The following is a 20,040-nucleotide window of genomic DNA, read 5'->3' as shown; positions in this document are numbered from 1 at the left end:
CATGACTGAGAAAGAAACCAACCGCAAGGTCCGAGCCGTTATGGCCGGGGGACTGGTGCTTGGTGTGGGGGCGGTGTTGACATTGGCTGCCTGGAACAGTTCCGACTTTGCCGCCGGAGTGTTCGGCACAGGTGCGTTCGTTCTGGAAGGCAGCACCAACGGTACGGACTTCGCGCACCACGAGGAAGCCAGTCCTGCGGCACTGACCTTTGGCCTGACAGCGGCAAATCTCAGCCCAGGTGAAAGCGTCAGCGCACCATTTGCCGTACATCTGGACGGGACGACCACCTACGACGCAACAGTTGCGATGAACACGACATTTGGAGCAGGTCTGGACGGCCTGAGCTACAAGGTCTTTTCGACCGCGGCCTTCGGTTGCGCAGAGGCCAGCACCGGTGACGTGGTCGCCAGCACGCCATTGATATCGGGAACGAACGTTGCAACATTCGACCTGACCAAGGGCAGCAGCGGCGCAGCCGGGGCCGCCAAGAACCTGTGCTTCGTCGTCACGGCCGGCGACGAGGTCGATCTGAGCGAGGGCGCAACCTCCACCGCGGTGTGGGAGTTCGCCGGAACGCAAAAGAACTAAGAAGATCCCATGACTAGGAAGCGAGCAGGGACGAAGCGCAAGGTAGCCGCGGTGCTCGCAGGAGGTCTGGTTTTGGGAATCGGTGCGGCAACCACGCTTGCGGCCTGGACCGACTCCCAATTTGCGACAGCCTCGTTCACCGCCGGCGTCTTCAAACTTGAGAGCAGCATCAACGGCACGACCTGGACAGACCACACCGCCGGCGCGCCCGCCCAACTGACGCTCAGTGCGACCGGCATGTCGCCGGGGGTCTCGAGCTTTGGCTATCTTGATGTGCGCACCACCGATGCTTCCACCCTGGGCGGCACGGTGCTGTTGCAGGCCGCCACGAAAGGATCCTCCGACCCGCAAGACATGATCGACGCCCTGGAATTCCGTGCCAAGGCGTTGGCCGCCGGGCAGACCTGTGACGCAGCGGCACTGTCGTCGGCGGCATTTGTCGACGTCACGGCGTCCCCGGTGGTTGCGGGAAGCCAAACCCTGTCGCCCAAGAAAGCCAACGTGGTGCGCTACTGCCTTCAAACACACATGAAGACTTCGGCGCCGAGCAGTGTCCAGGGAAAAACCGCGAATCTGACATGGACAGTCTTGGGAACCAGCTCATGACCATCCAGCGATCCTTCAAACCCGAGGGCAGTTCGGACACCAGGCTGCCGGACAACCTCAAGGTCCGCCCTCCCCGCGTCGCGGGTAATGCAGACCCGCAAGTTCATTACCCGCGACGCACCCTACGCGCCATCGGCGAAGGAGCCATGTGGATTGCGGCACTTGGGGGCTTCATCTGCATCGGACTTGTCATCGCCGCGTATGTCTTCAACATTTCCCTCATCATGTTCAAGACGGGCTCGATGTCCCCGACCATCCCGGCGGGATCGGTGGCCTTAGTCCGTGAAATCCCCGCAAGCGAGGTCCAGGTCGGCGACATCATCACCGTGGATCGACCGGGAAACCTGCCCGTGACCCATCGGGTGACCGAAATCGAGGCCATGAACAACGGGCAGTGGCGTTTGTCCATGAAGGGCGATGCCAATGAGCAGCCGGATCCGGTGCCCTATGAAGTGGTGACAGTGCGCCAGACGCTTGGACACGTTCCGGGGTTGGCGCCGGTCATTGTCTGGATGGGTTCGCCCTGGGTCATGGGCGGTTTGACCCTGGGTGCGGCAACGCTGGTGACCTGGGCCTTTTGGCCGCGCCACAAGGGACGGCGCGTCGCTGAATGAATCGTTCGTGGTTGATGCGCGCGGCCGCGGCAGGGGCCGGTGGAATGCTCGTGATGGGCGTTGCCGCACCCTTGACGGTTGCCATGACGGAAGCGTCCTGGACGCACACACAGAGTGCACAGGCAGCGTTGATGGCTGCAACGGTGCCTGCCCCCGTAAATGTTAAGTGCACTTCTTCCGATTCGGCCCTCGGTGGACCTGTGGCAACGATCGATTGGTCTGCTCCGGCATCGGTCAATGGTTCCGTCATTACCTACATGGTCGTAGGAAAACAGAATGCAAGTGACCCCGAGTGGAAGAAGATTGCCGACGCGCCGGGGAATTCCTACGCCTTCGGCAACGGTCTGCTCGGCGGGCTCATTGGCGGTATCTTGAATTTGCTCTTTGGCGGAGGCAGCCAAATAACCGTCGGCGTGATTGCAGTACATACGTTCCCTGGTGGCCCAGTCTGGGAATCCGTTCCAGGGCAAACCTGGAAAGTTTCAAAAGCCCAGGGTGGAGCGCTGGGGCTCCTGGACGGCTTCAAATGCGGATAATCTGCCGTCCCTGATGCTTAAAGCAGCTTGGGCCCGGCAATACGCCGGGCCCAAGCATGAAAAGTCGTGATTACTTGCAGGTGCAGCGATCAGCAACTGCAACATCGCCGAGTGCGGCTTCGATGTGCTCGCCGCAGCCTTCCCAAGTTGGCTTGGCGCAGCTATTGCAGGTGACCTTCTTGCACATGTGGTGACTCCTTGTTGAAGATAAAGAAACGTTCACTCGGAATAATACCCCTGTGGGTATGGTTAGGCTATTTGAGGATTCGTTTGGGGTCCACGTCCACACCTCCCGAAGGGATGAAGCATACATGGCTTCCGTTGAACTTAATGCAGCAAACTTTGAATCGATCATCTCAGCACCGGGTACGGTGCTGGTGGATTTCTGGGCGGCTTGGTGCGGTCCGTGCCGCAATTTCGCGCCGGTGTTCGAGGCTGCCAGCGAAAAGCACGAGGACATCGTCTTCGGCAAGATCGACACCGAAGCCGAACAGCAGCTGGCCGCCGCCGCCAACATCACCTCCATCCCGACGCTGATGGCGTTCCGCGATGGAATCCTCGTCTTCTCCCAGCCCGGAGCGCTTCCCGGCGAGGCGCTTGAGGACCTGATCGGCCAGATCAAGGGCCTGGACATGGAAGCCATCAAGAAGGACATTGCCCAGCGCGCAGATGCCTGATTCCCGCATGGTTCTTGCCTTCGTGGCCCCGACCGGTTTGTCATCCGGTCGGGGCCACGGCCGTATAACGGGCCTCCTGTGACAGGCTGGGCAGAGACGAAAGAATCAACCGTTGGAGGAATGATGCAGCGCAGTCTCAAGGTCGCCGGTCGGGCGAAGGTTCCTGCCTTCGAGGTCATGAGCATTCTTGACAGGGTCTCGGCCCTGCGTGCCGCGGGACGAGACGTGGTTTCCCTGTGCGCGGGGGAGCCTGGTGACGGGGCGCCCTCGGCGGTTTCCAAGCGCGCCGCGGAGATCCACCTGGCCGGCACGCCGATGACCTACACTCCGGCGCTGGGCATCCTCGAATTGCGGGAGGCGATCGCCGGGCACTACAAACACTGGTACAACATTGAGGTTCCCGCGGCCAACGTCGCCATCACGACCGGCAGCTCCGGGGCCTTCATGCTGCTCTTCCTGGCCGCGTTCAACGCGGGGGACAAGGTGGCGCTGGCGCGGCCGGGCTACCCGGCGTATGCAAACATCCTGCGCACGCTCGGCATCGAGGTCGTGGAACTGGCGGCCGGACCGGAATCCCGCTACCAGCCGAGCATCGAACTGCTCGAGGCCGCGTGGGAGGAACACGGCAACCTCGACGGGTTGGTGCTGGCATCCCCGGCCAACCCGACGGGCACCATGGTCTCCGGGACCGAGCTGGCCGAGCTGGCTGCGTGGTGCCGCGAGCGCGGGGTCCGGTTGATCAGCGACGAGATCTACCACGGCATCGACTACCCGGAGCCGGGCGCCCAGGCCCGCCGATCGGTCAGCGCGTGGGAGGTCGACACGGACACCGTCGTGATTTCCAGCTTCTCCAAGTACTGGGGCATGACCGGGTGGCGGCTGGGCTGGGCGTTGGTTCCCGAGGACCTGATCGCCACCGTCGATGCGCTTGCCGGCAACGTCGCGCTCTGCCCGCCTGCGCCGGCCCAATATGCGGCGCTTGCGGCATTCGGCGAGGAATCCTACCGAGAGGCCGAGGCCCGGGTCGCCGAATTTTCCAGGGCGCGCACAGCGCTCCTGGAGGCGCTGCCGCGTCTGGGGTGGGGCGAATGCGCCCCAGCCGATGGCGCTTTCTACCTCTATGCGGACCTCGGCGACAAGCTCGGTTCCTTCGGGAATTCCAGCGAATACTGTGCCGCGCTGCTGGAGGCCGAAGGCGTGGCGATCGTCCCGGGCACCGACTTCGACAAGGTTGGTGGGGGCCGCCGCGTCCGGTTGAGCTTCGCCGCGGGCCTTGGTCCGGTCACCGAGGCCATCGAGCGCATCGTTCGGTTCCAGGCGCGGCTCTGACCCAGCCACCCGTGGCCGGGCGCCACTGGTGGGGACTGATCCGCACCGGGCGGTTCCGTGCGAGGAACCGCCGACTCCTGTCCACAGGTTCCATGCCGAACGGCCCTTCGCGCGCGAATCCCATCCATCCTTGAGGCAAGCCAAGCCCAGGAGGACGCGATGGAACAGTACCCCGACAAAGAGCTCGAAGACGCGCTGAAGACCGTGAGGATGCTGCTGCCGTGGCGCCACGAATGCCTGGCCTGCTACGTCTTCCGCATGCTCGACCATGGGTGCGACGGGCTGAAATGGTCCAAGACGTATCGCGACATGCGCGCCCCGCGGGCCACCGCGCTGGAGCGGAAGCTCCCGGAACTCGGCGGGTACTGCGACTGCGAGGTCATGGCCAACGTTTTCCATCCCAACGACGCGATGTGGGAACTCGACGACGAGGGAGAAATCGACGAGACGCGCACCCCGCGATGCCACAGCGTCCGCCTCGGGACCATCCAACCGTGCGGATTGTGGTTCATGCGCAACGGCGTCCAGTGGGGCGGCGGGGTGTACCGGGGCGCCAGAAAGGCTTCCTGAACAACCGCGGATATTGTTGTTCCAGGCCGTCTGCGGGACGGTCGGGAGGGCTCGCAAAATTTCTGAAACCCGGATCCAAAAACTGTTGCCCAAGTCACAAAATCAAACTAGAGTCTAGTTTCAGTTCTTGAAATGACAGCTCGACGACGGACCGCCCCGCAAGGGCAGGAAGCCGTCCGTGACATTGGAGTGATTAGATGCCGCTTTCCCTCACCGAAGAGCACGCCGACCTGGCTGCCGCGGTTTCCGAATTCGCCGACCGGTTCGCCGACATCCTTGAAACCCGCGAAAAGCTCGATGCCTACGGTGCCGGAGGGCGACCCGCCCATTGGGGCGAGCTGGTGGACAACGGGCTGCATGCGCTGCACATCAGCGAGGAACGCGGGGGCCAGGGCGGAAGCATCATCGATACGGCCATCGTGGTCGAGGAATTCGGCCGCCGGCTGGTGCCCGGGCCATACGTTTCCACGGTGCTGGCCAGCTCGGCCGTTGCCGGCGCGACCGAATGCAAGGCGTCAACCGCGGGTCTCGACCTGTTCGCCGGCGGCGCGACGGGCGCACTTGTCATGCCCACCCCAACGCTCACAGCCGTCGCCACCGCGGGCGGCTGGTCCTTGAACGGCAGCGCCCCGGTGGCCTCGCTGCTGTCCGCCGAACAGCTTGTTGTCGGGTTCACCTGCGAAGCCGTCACCCGTTTTGCGCTTATCGACGTGGAGAGCACCGGCCTCGAACGAGTGGCGTCGACGTGCTCGGACCTGACCCGCGACGCCGGCACCCTGGTGCTCGACGGCCTGGTGATCGAGGCCGAGGCAATCCTCGAGGGGCTGGGTGCACGCTACGTGGAAACCCTGCAGGCGGGCCTGCTGGCCGCCGAGGCATCCGGCGTCATGCGCTGGGCCGTTGACGCATCGACCGACTACGCCAAGATCCGCGAACAGTTCGGTGCCCCGATCGGCTCGTTCCAGGCAATCAAGCACAAGTGCGCAAACCTGCTCATCGCAGCCGAACTCGGAACCGCGGCGGCATGGTCGGCACTCGTTGCGCTCGAACAAGACGAAGACCAGCAAAAGCTGGCAGCGGGCTCCGCCATTGAAGCAGCCATTGTCCCATCCGTCGAGGCCGTCACCGAGGCCGTCACCATTTTCGGCGGCATCGGCTTCACCTGGGAACACGACGCCCACCTGCACTGGCGTCGAGCCATCACCCTTGCCGCACAGGTGGGCCCGCGGGGCGAGATCGCCGCGACGCTGGGCAAGGTCGCGCTCGACCAGGACCGCCGCATCGACATCGAGCTTCCCGACGAGGATCCCGCCTTCCGCGACCGCATCGGCGCGCTGCTCGACCAGGCGGCCGCCTTGGAGAACGAACACGACGGCGGACGCTGGTACTCCCGCGGTTCCCGGCGCACGTTCCTTGCGGAAAACGGTTTGGCAGCTCCGCACTGGTCGACTCCCTACGGAATGGCCGCGTCCCCGGCCGAGCAGGTCGTCATCGCCCAGGAATACGCCCGCCGCGATCTCATCCAGCCATCATCGGTCATCGGCGAGTGGGCCATGCCCACGATCCTTGCCTACGGGAGCGACGAGATCAAGGAACAGTTCGCGCTTCCGACGCTGCGCGGCGAACTCGTGTGGTGCCAGCTTTTCTCCGAGCCCGGCGCCGGATCCGATCTTGCCGGCTTGACAACGCGAGCCACCAAGGTCGAGGGCGGCTGGGAGCTGCGCGGACAAAAGGTCTGGACCTCGGGAGCGCACGAAGCCGACTGGGGAATCTGCCTGGCCCGCACCGACGCCGAGGTGCCGAAGCACAAGGGCCTGAGCTACTTCCTCGTCGACATGCGCAGCGCTGGAGTGGACGTCCGCCCCCTGAAGCAGCCCACCGGGGACGCCGAGTTCAACGAGGTCTTCCTCGACTCGGTGTTCGTTCCGGATGCCTACCTGCTCGGCGAACCCGGACAGGGCTGGAGGATCACCGCCACCACCCTGCAGAACGAACGCACCCAGATTTCCTCCGGGGTCTCGGCGGGAACCGAGGACGGGCTGCGGACACTGATTCGCGAGCAGGGCCACGCCGGAGACGAGCGCGAGGCGTTCTCGGCCCTCGGCAAGATCGTTGCCACCAGCTCCGCGATCGGCGCCCTGAACCTGCGCGAAACCCTGCGCCAGCTCAACGGCCTGCAGCCCGGGGTCGGTTCCTCGCTGGCGAAGGTCGCCCACGCGCGGCTCGCCCGGGAGGCCGCGACCTTGGCCCTGGCCCTGGTCGGTCCCGCGGCACTCTTCGCCGACGCGCCGGGGGACTCGGTGACGGGACAGCTTGCCGTGCCACAGGTGCTCATTGGTGGCGGCACCGTGGAAATCCAGCTCAACGTCATCGCCGAACGCATCCTCGGGCTGCCCCGCAGCTAGTCCCCGTGCCCGGGCAACACCCGCTCCACCCTGCCAAGAATTCAGTACGCTAAGTTTCACCGAAAGGAACCCTTTTCGCATGACAACGTTGACGAGCGAGACCACTACCTTGCAGAACCTAGATGCGGCACGGCTGCGCGAACTCCTAGAACCGCGCTCCGTGGCGATTATCGGAGCCAACACCAACTCGACCTGGTCGCACTTCACCCACAGCAACCTGTTGGCCGGCGGCTTCGAGGGCGAGCTGTACCTGGTGAACCGCCGCGGCGAGGAATGCCACGGACAGGCCTCCTTCCCCTCGATCGCCGACCTGCCCGAGACCCCGGACCTGGCCATCGTGCTCACCGGCACCAACTCGCTGGAAACCATCCTCGAGGAGGCCCGCGTCAAGGGCATCCGCAACCTCATCCTGCTGGCCTCCGGCCTGGGCGAGGCCGGGGCGGAGGGCGAGGCCCTGCAGGGCAAGCTGGTCCAGCGGGCCCGCGAGGCCGGGCAGCTGATCCTCGGCCCCAACAACCTGGGTTTCATCAACTCGCACGCGAAGGTCGCGGCCTTCAGCCACATGACGCAGATGCCGATGATCACCGGGGGCGTGGGAGTGGCCAGCCAGTCCGGCGCTCTGGCCATCTACCTGTTGCCCTACATGGCATCGCGCGGCGTGGGCTGCTCGATCGCCGTGACCGTCGGCAACGAGGCCATGGTTTCGGCCATCGACGTCATGGGCGTCCTGGTCGAGGACGATAACACCAAGGTCATTGCCGCCTACCTCGAGCAGATTTCCGATCCCGCGCAATTCCTCGCGGTTGCCGCACGGGCCCGCGAGGTCGGCAAGCCGATCGTCATCTTCAAGGCCGGCCGCGGCGAGGCCTCCGCCCGGGTGGCCGCGGCGCACACCGGGTCGCTGGTGGGCGACGACAAGGTGATCGACGCAGCCTGCAAGCAGTTCGGCATCATCCGCGTCGACAACATCGAGGACCTCGTCGCAACCGCAGGGATCATCGAATCCTACGGCGCGCTGCCGGGCAACCGCATGGGCGTGGTGACCGGCTCCGGCGCCATGTGCGCGCTGGTGGCGGACAAGGCAGAGTCGGTGGGCCTGGAGCTGCCGACCCCGTCCGCGGCCACCGTGGATTCCCTGCACGCGGCAGGGCTGCCGTCGTTCTCCACCGTGAACAACCCCATGGACACCACCGGCTACATCTCGGTGGACCCCACCATCCTGACCAAGGCCAACCAGTGCTTCATCGACGATCCGAACTACGACTTCATCGTCGTCAACGGTTCGTGGCCGGCCAACCAGACGATGGTGGACATGGGCCGGTTCACCCAGGACGAGCTGCTGCGCCAGCTGAGTTCCTCGCCGAAGCCCGTCATCGCGATGAGCTTCCTGCCCACCGAGGTGACCGAATTCGGCCGCCGGTTCGCCGCCGAGAACGGCTACCCGCACGCCTCGGACTCGTTCGACCGCGGCATCCCCGCCGTGGCCCGCAGCGCCTGGTGGGGCAGGCGCACCGCCGAACTCGCGTCCGACGCAGCGTTCCCGGATGCCCCGGCCATCTCCAAGCCGGAAGGCGCGGAGGGCTGGACCGAGATCCAGACCGGCGAGTTCCTGCGCTCCCACGGCGTGCCCTACGTGCCGGCCGCCATTGCCACCTCGGCGGCAGATGCCGTGGCTGCGGCCGAGGACATGGGCTACCCGGTAGTGCTGAAGATCGCCTCGGAGGACATCGCCCACAAGACCGAGGTCGGCGGGGTGCGCCTGATGCTTCGAGACGCCGACGCTGTCTCCGAGGCCTACGACTTCATCCGGACCTCGGTGGCCACGCTGGCGCCCGAGGCCCGCATCCAGGGCGTCGCGGTGTCCCCGATGCGCCCGGCCGGCAACGAATTGCTGGTCGGCGTGGTGCGGGATCCGCAGTGGGGGCTTGTCCTTGCCGTGGGCTTCGGAGGCGTCATGGTCGAGATCCTCAAGGACTCGGCACTGCGGCTGCTGCCGGTGGGCCCGGCGGAGATCCGCCGGATGCTCGAGTCGCTCAAGGGCATCGACCTGCTCACCGGGTTCCGCGGGGCAGAAGCCACCGACCTCGATGAACTCGCCCGGGTGATCTTCAAGATCTCCCAGGTGGCGGTCGGCCTCGGGGATGAGCTGGAAGAACTCGAAATCAACCCGCTGCGCGTTGCCGGGAACCAGATCGAGGCGCTCGACGCGCTTGTCCGCTGGAAGGACCGGTAATGAAGGCAACGCAACGTCCCTTGTCCGGACGCCGGTGGTAGCGTTGGAACTCCAGCAGACCAACAAGCAGGAGGCGAACGATGGCCGCACAGCTCTCTGGCGAAACGCTCGAACTCCCCGCGTATCAATTGGTGCGCAGGCAGCGCATCCTGGATGCCGCCAAGTCGCTCCTCAAGGTCAACGACTACGAATCGATCCAGATCCGCGACGTTGCGGCGGAAGCGAACGTGGCGCTGGGAACCCTCTACCGCTACTTCTCCTCCAAGGAACACCTCTACGCCTACGTCGTGTACGACTGGGCGGTTCCTCTCGGGGACTCGAACCAATCCTGGGCCGAGGGACTGAGCGCAACCGATCGGGTCAGGCAGCTACTGCGCATGGCGTTGGCGGCGTTCGAGCGGCGGCCGAACTTCTACAAGGCGATCCTGGTGCTTCGTTCAACCTCGGATCCGGAGGTCTCGCTACTGATGCATCAACTCGGCGAGGTCCTGGAGGCCCCGCTGCGCGAGGAATTCTCGATGCTGGAGCCGGAGGAAGCCGGGGACATCACCGCCATGGTGTGGTGCGTGTTGATGGACCTGGTTGCGCGTTTGGCGGCCGGGGACAAGACCATGGACGAGGCCCATCGCATCGCGGACAGGTTCGTCCGCATGGTCGGGTTGCGGCTGCAAGAGGCCGAATTGGGCAACTCCTAGCACCCATCGCGGGGGCGGCTTCGTGAGCGCCCACGAGCTTGACCACCTGGCCATTGCCGTTCGTTCCTGGGCTCCCGCCGGGGAACTGTTGAACCGTGAACTCGGGGCCCGCTGGGCCAGCGGATTCGCGATGCCCGTCTTCAGCCCCTGCCAGCTGGCACTTGCGGACGACATGCGCATCGAGCTGCTGGAACCGGGCACCGCGGCGGATTCCTTCATCGGGCGCTTCCTCGACGAGAACGACGGCAACGCGGCACCCCACCACATCACCTTCAAGGTCGAGGACATTCACGCGGCCATTGCGGGTGCGCAACAGGCGGGGATCGAGCCGATCCTGGTGAACCTCGAACACCCCGAGTGGCAGGAAGCATTCCTGCACCCGCGGGACACCGGTCTGGGCTTCCTGGCCCAAATGGTTCGTGCCCCGCGAAGCATCGAGGAGCTCACCAGCCAGGACGACCAATGGAGCACGCCGTGCCCCTGGGAGCAGCTCGCCGGCGAACCGGTGCAGCTGCGGGTGATCCACGGGCACGTCGAAAACCTCGAACGGGCACGCACGGTGCTGGTGCAGGTGCTGGGTGCCGAGGAATTCCCCGTGGCCGGCAACGGCGCGGGGTTCACCTGGAACGAGGGCGCCGACCTGGTCCTGCACGAGGTTCCCGCCGGCACCAAGGGCACCGGGCTCCGCGCCATCGGTGTTGCGGAGCCGAGAGGCATCCGTGAACCGGGCGCCTACCCGCCCGACATCCGCGAGGTGCTCGAGTCCGGGGTCCTGCATCCCGAGCTGGGGCTGCGGATCTCGCCGCTGAAGGCCAACGCCCTGGCCGCCGACGCATAAAACCGCAAGAAAAACAGCAATAACCACATTGCCCTGGTTTCGTGCACCCAAAAACGGGTGCCGGGACCGGAAACACGACCAACGAATGAGGAGAACACCCCCATGGGACTTCGAGGAGAAGCCGCAATCCTTGGCTATTTCGAACTGCCGCCGCAGCGCAAGCTCGCCCGCGAGAAGACGTTCAACCTTGAGCAGTGGGCGCGCCTGTCCAAGGCGGCGCTCGACGACGCGGGCCTCGACGCCACCGACGTGAACGGCATCGTCACCCCGCTGATCGGCGAGGCGGACATGTTCGTCCCCTCCACGGTCACCGAGTACCTGGGCATCGACGCGAACTTCGCCGAAATCGTCGACCTGGGCGGTGCCGGGTCCGCAGCGGCGGTCTGGCGTGCCGCAGCGGCCGTGGAACTCGGCCTGTGCGACGCGGTCCTGGTGACGTTCCCCGGCACCCACGACCTTCCCGTCCACGAACGCCGCCCGTTCGAGATGAGCGACAAGATGTACTTCGGCGCCTCCTCGAACGCGTACGGCTCCCCGCAGGCCGAGTTCGAGATCCCCTACGGGAACCTCGGGCAGAACGGCCCCTACGGGCAGATCGCCAAGCGCTACGGCCACGAGTTCGGCTACGACGAACGCGCCATGGCCAAGATCGCCGTGGACCAGCGCACCAACGCCTGCGCCACCCCCGACGCGGTATTCCACGGCCAGCCGATCAGCATCGAGGACGTGCTCGCTTCTCCCATGATCGCCGATCCCTTGCACAAGCTGGAGATCGTCATGCCCTGCCAGGGCGGCGCAGCGGTCGTCATCGGCAACAAGGAAATGGCCGCCAAATCCAAGAACCGCCCGGTGTGGATCAAGGGGTTCGGCGAACGCGTTCCCTACAAGACCCCCACCTACGCGAAGGACCTGATGTCCTCGCCGATGGTCCACGCGGCGGACCAGGCGTTCAGCATGGCGGGGATCGGCCGCGACGACGTCGACATGGTCTCGATCTACGACTGCTACTCGATCACGGTGCTGATGAGCCTCGAGGACGCCGGCTTCGCCGAAAAGGGCAAGGGCATGCAGTTCGTCAACGAACACGACCTGACCTACCGCGGGGACTTCCCGATGAACACCGCCGGCGGCCAGCTGTCCTTCGGCCAGGCCGGCATCGCCGGTGGCATGCACCATGTCATCGACGGCGCCCGGCAGATCATGGGCCGCGCCGGAGCGGCACAGGTCGCCGACTGCAACCGGGCCTTCGTGACCGGCAACGGCGGCATCATGAGCGAACAAACAGCATTGATCTTCGAAGGCGAATAGGAGAAACCCCGCCATGAGCACCGCATACACCCCACCGGTCCTGACCCGTCCGCTGCCGGTCCCCACCCCGCTGACCAGGCCCTTCTGGGATGCCCTTGCCGAACACAAGGTCCGCATCCAGTACTCGCCCTCCTTGGGCGAGTACATCTTCTACCCGCGCCCGCTGGCCCCGCGCACCCTGGCCGACGACCTGGAATGGCGCGAGATCTCCGGCGCCGGAACGCTCTACACCTACACGGTGGCCACGCGCCCGCCGTCCCCGCACTTCGCCAACGAGGGCACCCTGGTGCTCGCGGTCGTGCAGTGGGACGAGGGCCCGAAGTTCTCCACCGAACTCGTCAATGTCGACCCCGCGGACATCCGCGTGGGCATGCGGGTCACACCGGTCTTCTGCGACTACCCCGAGGCAGAGATCACCATGCTGCGCTACGAACCGGAGAACTAGGATGTCCACCACCGCCGAAACCCTGCGTCCCGCACCGGGACTGCCGCAAGTGACCCTGCGCATCGGCGCCGAATCCCGTGCTACGGGAACCGCCACCCACGAACACGTGAACCCAGCCACCGGCCGCGTCGATGCGCTGGTCCCGCTTGGCGGGCCGGCGGAAATCGACGAGGCGGTGCGGGCGGCGCACGCGGCATTCGCCGTGTGGCGGGCAGCCCCCGCCGGAACCCGCGCCAAGGCCCTGCTGAAGCTGGCGCAGCTGGTCGAGGACAACACCGCCGGGTTCGCGGCCCTCGCCACCGCCGACAACGGCATCGCCCAGACCACGGCGCACGCCACCGTGGCGGCGGCGGTGGAATGGATCCGCTACTACGGAGGCTGGGCGGACAAGCTCCCGCTGGGACGCATCACCTCGGCGGTGGGCGCGGGCGGTTCCTTCGGGCACACCCTGCGCCAGCCCTACGGCGTGATCGGCGCGATCATCACCTGGAACGCCCCGCTGATGTCGCTGGCCATGAAGGTGCCGGCGGCGTTGGCGGCCGGGAACACCGTGGTGGTCAAGCCCAGCGAGCTGACCCCGTTCACCGCGATGCTCTTTGCGGACCTGGTCCGCGAGGCCGGCATCCCCGACGGAGTCTTCAACGTGGTCACCGGCGGGGCCGCGGCCGGCGCAGCGCTGGTCGAGCATCCGTTGGTGAAGAAGGTTTCCTTCACCGGGGGACCGGACACGGCGCGGAAGATCACCGCCGCCTGCGCCCAAAGCTTCAAGCCGGTGTTGCTGGAACTGGGCGGCAAGTCGGCGAACCTGGTCTTTGCCGACGCGGACCTCGAGGCCGCGGCCATGCACTCGACATTCATGGCGTTCGGGATCATGAGCGGACAGGCTTGCGCGCTGCCCACCAGGCTGCTGGTGCAGGACTCGGTCTACGACGAGTTCGTCGCGAAGGTCGGCGCCATCGCCGCGTCCTTCAAGACGGGCAATCCGTTGGAGGCGGACACGATCTGCGGACCCGTCATCAACCAGGGCGCCATCGACAGGATCGAGGCCATGGTGGCCCGGGCCCAGGAACAGGGGGCTCGGCTTGTCACGGGCGGGGCCCGGCTCGACGGGGACCTGGCGGATGGTTTCTACTACCCGCCCACAGTGCTCGCGGACGTGGACCCGGCCAGCGAGCTCGCGCAGAAGGAAGTCTTCGGGCCGGTGCTGGCGGTGACGCGTTTCTCCGACGAGGACGAGGCACTCGCCCTGGCCAACGGCACCGAATACGGACTTTCCGGCTACATCTGGACCTCCGATTCGCGGCGCTCGATCAGGCTCGTCGAGGCCCTGGAGACCGGCGAGGTCGTCGTCAACGGCGCCCCCAATGCGGTCGCCGAACGGCCCTTCGGCGGCATCGGGCATTCCGGAAACGGAAACGAGGGCGGCTTGGAGGGACTGGAGGAATTCTTCTGGATCAAGTCCGTCGCCTACGGAAACGGCTAGGGCCTTTCCCGCCGAGTCATTGGCGGTTGCTTGACCCCTCGGACCGAGGGGATGTGTCAAACCCCGTGGATGGGGGCGCCCCGTCGGCGCCGCCTCCACGGGGCGGGCGGGGCCGCGCAGCAGGTTGGGGGCGGCCCCGCCACAAAGATTGTCAGTCCCACCGCCGGCAGGCACTCCCGCCCCACGGCGTCATTGCATTCTTTTCACAGCACCCACGAAAGGCGGGACTTCGATGTCCGCACCAGCCGGCCGCAAGGCCTCAACGACCGGGCTGCTCAAGCGCCCCGGATTCGGCGTCATTGTTTCGGTCCTGATCCTGGCCGAAATCGTCTCGGCGTTTGAGCTTTCCATGATGTATGTGACACTGCCGACCCTGATCAAGGACTTCCAAGTCGACGCGAACACCGTCGCCTGGGTGGTCACCGCCTACCTGCTGGTCTCGGCTTCCGCCGGGGTCATGGGCGGGCGCTTCGGTGACATGTACGGCCGGCGCAAGGTCATGGTCGTTGTCCTGATCATCGCCGGGGTCGGTTCGCTGGTGTCGCTGCTTGGCGGCACGCTGGGCATGATCATCCTGGGCCGCGCCATCCAGGGGGTCGCCGGAGCCGTCATGGGCCTGGCCTTCGGCCTGGCACGAGAACACCTTGACGAGGAACGCGTTCCGGTGGGCGTTTCGATGATCGGGGCCTCCGCGCTGATCGCCGGAGCCGGTGGCGCCTTCATCGCGGGCTTCATGATCGACGTCTACTCCTGGCACGGAATCTTCGCCTTTGCCGCGGTGCTTGCGGGCCTCGCCGCCCTCGCCGTCTTCCTCTTCATTCCGCGTGACAACGTCGTCGCGACGAACGAGAAGCCGGACTACTTGGGATCGCTGTTGCTGCCGATCGCGGTAAGCGCCATCCTGCTGGGTCTCTCCCGCAGCTCCAAGGTCGGCTTCGACTCGATCCAGTTCATCGGGTTGATGGGCCTCGGCATCCTTGTCGCCCTGGTGTGGGTGTGGTGGGAATTGCGCGTCGAATCCCCGATCGTGAACCTGAGGATGTTCAAGAACAGGCAGATCGCCCTGGTCATGACGGCGACGATGCTTGCCGCGATCGGCCCGATCGGCGGCATGGCGGTGCCCTCGCAGATGGTGCTGCAGTATCCCGCCAGCGCAGGCTTCGGCCTTGGTTTTACCGCCACCGCGGCCGGTGTTTTCAGCTGCGTGACGGCGCTGCTCGGCTACTTCTTCTCGCCGTTTGGCGGGCGGCTGGCCCACCGCTACGGTGCACGGTCGGTGTTCATTGCCGGCCTGGTGCTGATGACCCTGGTCATCCCGATCATGCTGCTGACCTTCGGCAACGTTGTCATGTTCGTCGTCGCCATGAGCCTGAACGGCATCGGCATCTCGCTGACCTACGGCGCGCTGCCCAACGTTCTGATCGAGGCCGTGCCGCAGACCCACACCTCCGAAACCGCCGGTACCAACACCATGGTCCGCAACGTGGGTCAGTCAACGGCAACCGCCATCGGCGCCTACATCCTGGCCAGCCACCAGGATCCCGCCACCACCATGGTGGCCCAGTCCGGTGTGGCGGCCGCCTTTGTCTTCATCCTTGTCTTTGGAGTGCTGGCGGTGGCGGTGGCGTTGATGCTCAAGCGCAATCCCGTGCCGTGGGTTCCCGAGACAGTGGAAGAACGCACCGCGCGTCGAGCGCGTCCGGCCAAGGTGTCGGCTGCGGTCGCCGACTGACAAGTTGGTCGTGCGGGACCCGTGCCGGGTCCCGACCATCGCACCAGAGGCTTCCAGGAAAGCCGGGGCATGTCCCTGGCCGCCCGGGAAGCCTCTCGTCGTTTTACGGGCTCACCGGTGGAGTGCGTTCGGGGAGTCAGCGCGGGTTTTGGGAGTTCGCACAAAACCCATGGACAGAAACTAGAATCTCGTTATAGTCTTCATGAAACAAGTGAGCCGCGCCACTAGGTCGGCTTGCTGTCGGAACGCAAGGGCGCAGCCCGCACGAAGGGGGCCTGGAATGGCAATTCACGTACACAACATCGGAAAAAAGAGCGAGGGAAGCCCGTATTCCTGGGAGTCCAAGGACGCCCTGCTCTATGCGCTCAGTGTCGGGGCTGGAGCCTCCGACCCGGCCGAGAATCTCTCCTTCACCACTGAAAATTCCCGTGGCATTGTGCAGCAGGTGCTGCCGACCTTCGCCGTCACCCTGGGTGGGGCCGGCGGGTCGATGGAGGAGCTTGGGGATTTCAAGCTTTCACAGATCCTCCACGGCGGGCAGGCCATCACGCTGCACCGGTCGCTGCCGGCCGCCGGCACCGTCATTCCCGTCAGCTACATGAGCGCCGTGCATGACAAGGGACGCAACGCCATCATCGACCTGACCACCGACCTGCTGGACGTCGACACCCGCGAACCGGTGGTCAGCAGCGTGACCTCGATGGTCATCCGCGGCGAAGGCGGTTTCGGTGGCGACACGGGCCCCGGCGAAACCTGGGCCGCCCCGGACACCGCTCCGGATCTGGTCATTACCCAGCGCACGATGCGCGACCAGGCATTGCTCTACCGGCTCAACGGTGACCGGAACCCCCTGCATTCGGATCCGTCGCTGGCGAAGATGGTCGGTTTCGAGCAGCCGATCCTGCACGGGCTGTGCACCATGGGATTCGCCGCACGCGCAGTGCTGGAAAACGTGGCCAACGCCGACCCCGAGGCCTTCGGATCCCTCAGCGTCCGTTTCGCGGCGCCGGTGCTCCCGGGAGACGAACTGGAAACCAGCATCTGGAGAACCGAGAACGGCGCGATCTTCCAGGTGCGCGTGGGGGAGACGGTCGTCCTCGATCGCGGAACCTTCACCCTCCGCCAGACACCTCGGCAAGACGCCGCCCAAGATTTTGCAGCAGCAACGGCCTAACGGCCGCCCCGACCAAGGAAGGAAGAACCAATGAAGATTGCAGTGCTCATCAAACAGGTGCCTGACACGGAGGAAGACCGCCACCTTGCACCGAGCGGATCCGTGGACCGTTCCGCAAGCGAACGAGTCGCCGACGAAATCACCGAACGTGCGCTCGAGGTCGCGTTGAAGGAAAAGGACTCCGACAAGAGCATCGAAATCGTGGCCGTCACCATGGGTCCGGCCACAGCCACCGAGGCCCTGCGCAAGGCGCTGTCCATGGGCGCGGACTCGGCAATCCACATCGTCGACGATGCTCTGGCCGGCTCCGACGCACTGACAACGGCCAAGGCGCTGGGCGCCGGGCTGCGGGACGCCAACGTCGACGTCATCATCGCCGGCAACGAATCCACCGACGGCCGCGGCGGCGTGGTGCCGGCGATGCTCGCCGAGCTGCTGGGCCTGCCGTTCCTGGGCCCGCTGAACACCGTTGAATTCACCGGTTCATCGGTGCGCGGCGAACGCCAGAGCGCGGAGTGCACCCAGGAACTGGCCGCGTCCCTGCCCGCGGTGCTGTCCATCACCGAACGCACCGGCGAGGCCCGCTTCCCCAAGTTCAAGGGCATCATGACCGCCAAGCGCAAGCCGGTGGCCCTCTACAAGGCGACCGATCTCGGCCTGGACGGCATCAACCACGCGGAAGGCAACCTGGTGCTCGGTGCCAGCAAGCGGCAGGCGCGCGGTGCCGGCACCAAGATCGTGGACGACGGAAATGCCGCGGCGCAACTCGCCGACTACCTCAGCACCGAAAACCTGATCTGAAGGGAATGCACGTCATGAGCAATATTCTTGTCAACATTGAACTGGCAGCCAGGGGAAAACTGCGTTCCAACGCCGCACACCTGCTGCGGTTGGCCTCCACGCTGGGTGAACCCGTGGCGGTGGTTGCAGCGGCCCCGGGCAACAGCGCCGACCTCGTTGCCGAACTCGGCGCACTGGGTGCGAGCCGGATCTTCATCGGCGAAACCGCGACGGCCGCCAGCCACGTTGCGGCGGGTTCGATTTCGGCCCTTGCAGAGGCCATCCGCGTCTACACCCCCGTCGCCGTGCTGGCCTCCAACGGTGCCGATGCACGCGAAACCCTGGGCCGGCTTGCCGTGCGCACTTCAAACCCCGTGATCCTCGAGGCGCACGAGCTGAAGCTCGACGGCGGCAGGATCGTCGCCACGCACTCGGTGTTCGGAGGGAACTACAACACCGAATCCAGCGTCGGTGCCGGCATCGCGCTGATCACCGTTGCCTCAAGCGGTGCCGAGGCACCCGCCCCGGTTGCGGCGCCCGAGGCAAAAGTCGTCCAGCTCCAGGTGGCCACCACCGGCGAGGCAGTCATCGAGGCGACCCACGCGGCCCCTTCGAACTCGGACCGCCCGGAACTGCGTGCGGCACGCATCGTCGTTTCCGGTGGCCGCGGGCTCGGATCCAGGGAGAACTTCGCGCTCGTGGAGGAACTCGCGGACTCGCTCGGTGCGGGTCTCGGCGCTTCCCGCGCGGCCGTCGATGCCGGCTACGTGCCGCAGAGCCACCAGGTGGGCCAGACCGGGGTCAGCGTCTCGCCGGACCTCTACATTGCCGTGGGCATTTCCGGCGCCATCCAGCACCGTGCGGGCATGCAGACGGCAAAGCGCATTGTCGCCATCAACCAGGATGCGGACGCCCCGATCTTCGATGTTGCCGACTTCGGCATCGTGGGGGACCTGTTCACGATCCTGCCGCAGCTCAAGGTCGCCATCGCCGAACGCAGCGGCGTCGGCGCCGGGCTCTAGGCGAAAAGGGAGGAACCGGATATGTCGTTGCTGACCAAACCAAGGTCCGATTCCAAGGAAGGTCCGGCCAAGTGGGCGGGGTTGGCCAAGCGGGCGGTTCTTGCCGTGGTCTCGCTGGCCGTGGTGGTGCTCCTGGCCAGGTGGGCGCGGGGACTGGAGCCGGTGCAGGAGTTCATGGTGGCCTACCCCGGCCACAGTGAGCTTCCGGCCGGGGCTCCCGTGGGGTTGCCTGCCTGGCTGGGTTGGCAGCACTTCCTGAACGCCTTCTTCATTGTGCTGATCATCCGCTCCGGTTGGCAGGTCCGGACCACGGCCCGGCCCAAGGCCTACTGGACCCGGAAGAACACCGGCCTGTTTAAGACCAAGAACAAGCCCTCCAAGATCAGCCTGGAACTCTGGTTCCATCTGAGCCTGGATGTCCTGTGGCTGCTCAACGGGCTGGTGTTCATCGTGCTGCTCTTCGCCACCGGCGGTTGGATGCGCATTGTGCCCACCAGCTGGGACATCATCCCCAACGCCCTGGGCACCGCGCTGCAGTACGCCTCGCTGGACTGGCCGATCGAGAACGGCTGGGTCAACTACAACGCGCTGCAGGTGCTTGCCTACTTCACCATCGTCTTCATCGCGGCTCCGCTGGCGGCCATCACCGGCGTAAGGATGAGCCCGGCCTGGCCCAAAGGCAACGCGGCCCTGGACAGGATCTACCCCATGGAGGCGGCCAGAAAGATCCACTTCCCGGTCATGCTCTTCTTCACCGCGTTTGTCATCATGCACGTGGCGCTGGTGCTGTGCACCGGGGTGTTGCGGAACCTGAACCACATGTTCGCGGCGCGCGACGACGCGGGTTGGCTGGGCTTCGGCATCTTTGCGCTCTCGGTCGCGGTCATGGTTGCCGCGTGGTTCCTGGCTCGCCCGGTGTTCCTGCGGCCCGTTGCCGGGCTGATGGGCAAGGTCTCGAAGTAGGCGGTAACCGACAGCGGGGCCGGGCTTCTTGTGGGTGCTAC

General features: G+C 65.7%; 19 protein-coding genes. All 19 read left to right on the top strand.

Annotated features, from left to right (window positions below):
- Position 1: 1 nt before the first annotated feature.
- The 19 genes from ACFY5D_RS09675 (at position 2) to ACFY5D_RS09585 (ending at position 19,999) form a co-directional block, all read left to right on the top strand.
- Positions 2-589 carry a hypothetical protein gene (locus ACFY5D_RS09675; protein ID WP_387528440.1) on the top strand — a complete coding sequence of 196 codons (588 nt, stop codon included), beginning with the start codon at positions 2-4 and terminating at the stop codon, positions 587-589.
- A 9-nt stretch (positions 590-598) separates the two neighbouring features.
- Entirely contained in the window at positions 599-1,195 is a 597-nt protein-coding gene (locus tag ACFY5D_RS09670) for a SipW-dependent-type signal peptide-containing protein (protein WP_387528437.1), read from the top strand.
- Positions 1,192-1,809: a signal peptidase I gene (locus ACFY5D_RS09665; protein WP_387528435.1), complete on the top strand. Its 618-nt coding sequence runs from the start codon at positions 1,192-1,194 to the stop codon at positions 1,807-1,809. Before ACFY5D_RS09670 ends, ACFY5D_RS09665 begins: the two co-directional genes overlap by 4 nt.
- Positions 1,806-2,345, top strand: coding sequence for a hypothetical protein (locus tag ACFY5D_RS09660; protein WP_387528432.1), 540 nt, complete (start codon positions 1,806-1,808; stop codon positions 2,343-2,345). The genes ACFY5D_RS09665 and ACFY5D_RS09660 overlap by 4 nt, the downstream gene beginning before the upstream one ends.
- 311 nt (positions 2,346-2,656) lie before the next feature.
- Positions 2,657-3,022 (top strand): thioredoxin, encoded by a 366-nt coding sequence (gene trxA, locus ACFY5D_RS09655; protein WP_387528429.1) that lies wholly within the window; start codon positions 2,657-2,659, stop codon positions 3,020-3,022.
- A gap of 123 nt (positions 3,023-3,145) precedes the next feature.
- Positions 3,146-4,351 carry a pyridoxal phosphate-dependent aminotransferase gene (locus tag ACFY5D_RS09650; RefSeq protein WP_387529765.1) on the top strand — a complete coding sequence of 402 codons (1,206 nt, stop codon included), beginning with the start codon at positions 3,146-3,148 and terminating at the stop codon, positions 4,349-4,351.
- 159 nt (positions 4,352-4,510) lie between these two features.
- A complete protein-coding gene (locus ACFY5D_RS09645) occupies positions 4,511-4,921 on the top strand; it encodes a DUF2695 domain-containing protein (RefSeq protein WP_387528426.1) in 411 nt (136 codons plus the stop codon).
- Between the two features lie 197 nt (positions 4,922-5,118).
- Complete coding sequence (locus ACFY5D_RS09640) at positions 5,119-7,326, top strand: acyl-CoA dehydrogenase (RefSeq protein WP_387528423.1); 2,208 nt, start codon at positions 5,119-5,121, stop codon at positions 7,324-7,326.
- Between the two features lie 79 nt (positions 7,327-7,405).
- Positions 7,406-9,559 carry an acetate--CoA ligase family protein gene (locus ACFY5D_RS09635; RefSeq protein ID WP_387528420.1) on the top strand — a complete coding sequence of 718 codons (2,154 nt, stop codon included), beginning with the start codon at positions 7,406-7,408 and terminating at the stop codon, positions 9,557-9,559.
- A gap of 80 nt (positions 9,560-9,639) precedes the next feature.
- Entirely contained in the window at positions 9,640-10,254 is a 615-nt protein-coding gene (locus ACFY5D_RS09630) for a TetR/AcrR family transcriptional regulator (protein ID WP_387528417.1), read from the top strand.
- A gap of 22 nt (positions 10,255-10,276) precedes the next feature.
- Complete coding sequence (locus tag ACFY5D_RS09625) at positions 10,277-11,092, top strand: VOC family protein (RefSeq protein ID WP_387528415.1); 816 nt, start codon at positions 10,277-10,279, stop codon at positions 11,090-11,092.
- Between the two features lie 102 nt (positions 11,093-11,194).
- Complete coding sequence (locus ACFY5D_RS09620) at positions 11,195-12,400, top strand: thiolase family protein (RefSeq protein WP_387528412.1); 1,206 nt, start codon at positions 11,195-11,197, stop codon at positions 12,398-12,400.
- A 13-nt stretch (positions 12,401-12,413) separates the two neighbouring features.
- Positions 12,414-12,845, top strand: a complete 432-nt coding sequence (locus tag ACFY5D_RS09615) for a Zn-ribbon domain-containing OB-fold protein (protein ID WP_387528409.1) — start codon at positions 12,414-12,416, stop codon at positions 12,843-12,845.
- A gap of 1 nt (position 12,846) precedes the next feature.
- Positions 12,847-14,328, top strand: a complete 1,482-nt coding sequence (locus tag ACFY5D_RS09610; protein WP_387528406.1) for an aldehyde dehydrogenase family protein — start codon at positions 12,847-12,849, stop codon at positions 14,326-14,328.
- A 232-nt stretch (positions 14,329-14,560) separates the two neighbouring features.
- Entirely contained in the window at positions 14,561-16,060 is a 1,500-nt protein-coding gene (locus tag ACFY5D_RS09605) for an MFS transporter (RefSeq protein ID WP_387528403.1), read from the top strand.
- Between the two features lie 280 nt (positions 16,061-16,340).
- Positions 16,341-17,234, top strand: a complete 894-nt coding sequence (locus tag ACFY5D_RS09600; protein ID WP_387528400.1) for a MaoC/PaaZ C-terminal domain-containing protein — start codon at positions 16,341-16,343, stop codon at positions 17,232-17,234.
- Between the two features lie 30 nt (positions 17,235-17,264).
- On the top strand, positions 17,265-18,035 hold the full coding sequence (locus ACFY5D_RS09595; RefSeq protein WP_387528397.1) for an electron transfer flavoprotein subunit beta/FixA family protein: 771 nt from the start codon (positions 17,265-17,267) through the stop codon (positions 18,033-18,035).
- Between the two features lie 14 nt (positions 18,036-18,049).
- Positions 18,050-19,036, top strand: a complete 987-nt coding sequence (locus ACFY5D_RS09590; protein ID WP_387528394.1) for an electron transfer flavoprotein subunit alpha/FixB family protein — start codon at positions 18,050-18,052, stop codon at positions 19,034-19,036.
- 21 nt (positions 19,037-19,057) lie between these two features.
- Entirely contained in the window at positions 19,058-19,999 is a 942-nt protein-coding gene (locus ACFY5D_RS09585; protein ID WP_387528392.1) for a cytochrome b/b6 domain-containing protein, read from the top strand.
- Positions 20,000-20,040 lie beyond the last annotated feature (41 nt).

It is taken from the genome of Paeniglutamicibacter sp. NPDC012692, from assembly GCF_042901625.1.
GTDB lineage: Bacteria > Actinomycetota > Actinomycetes > Actinomycetales > Micrococcaceae > Paeniglutamicibacter.
This window is presented reverse-complemented; position numbering and strand designations above follow the sequence as displayed.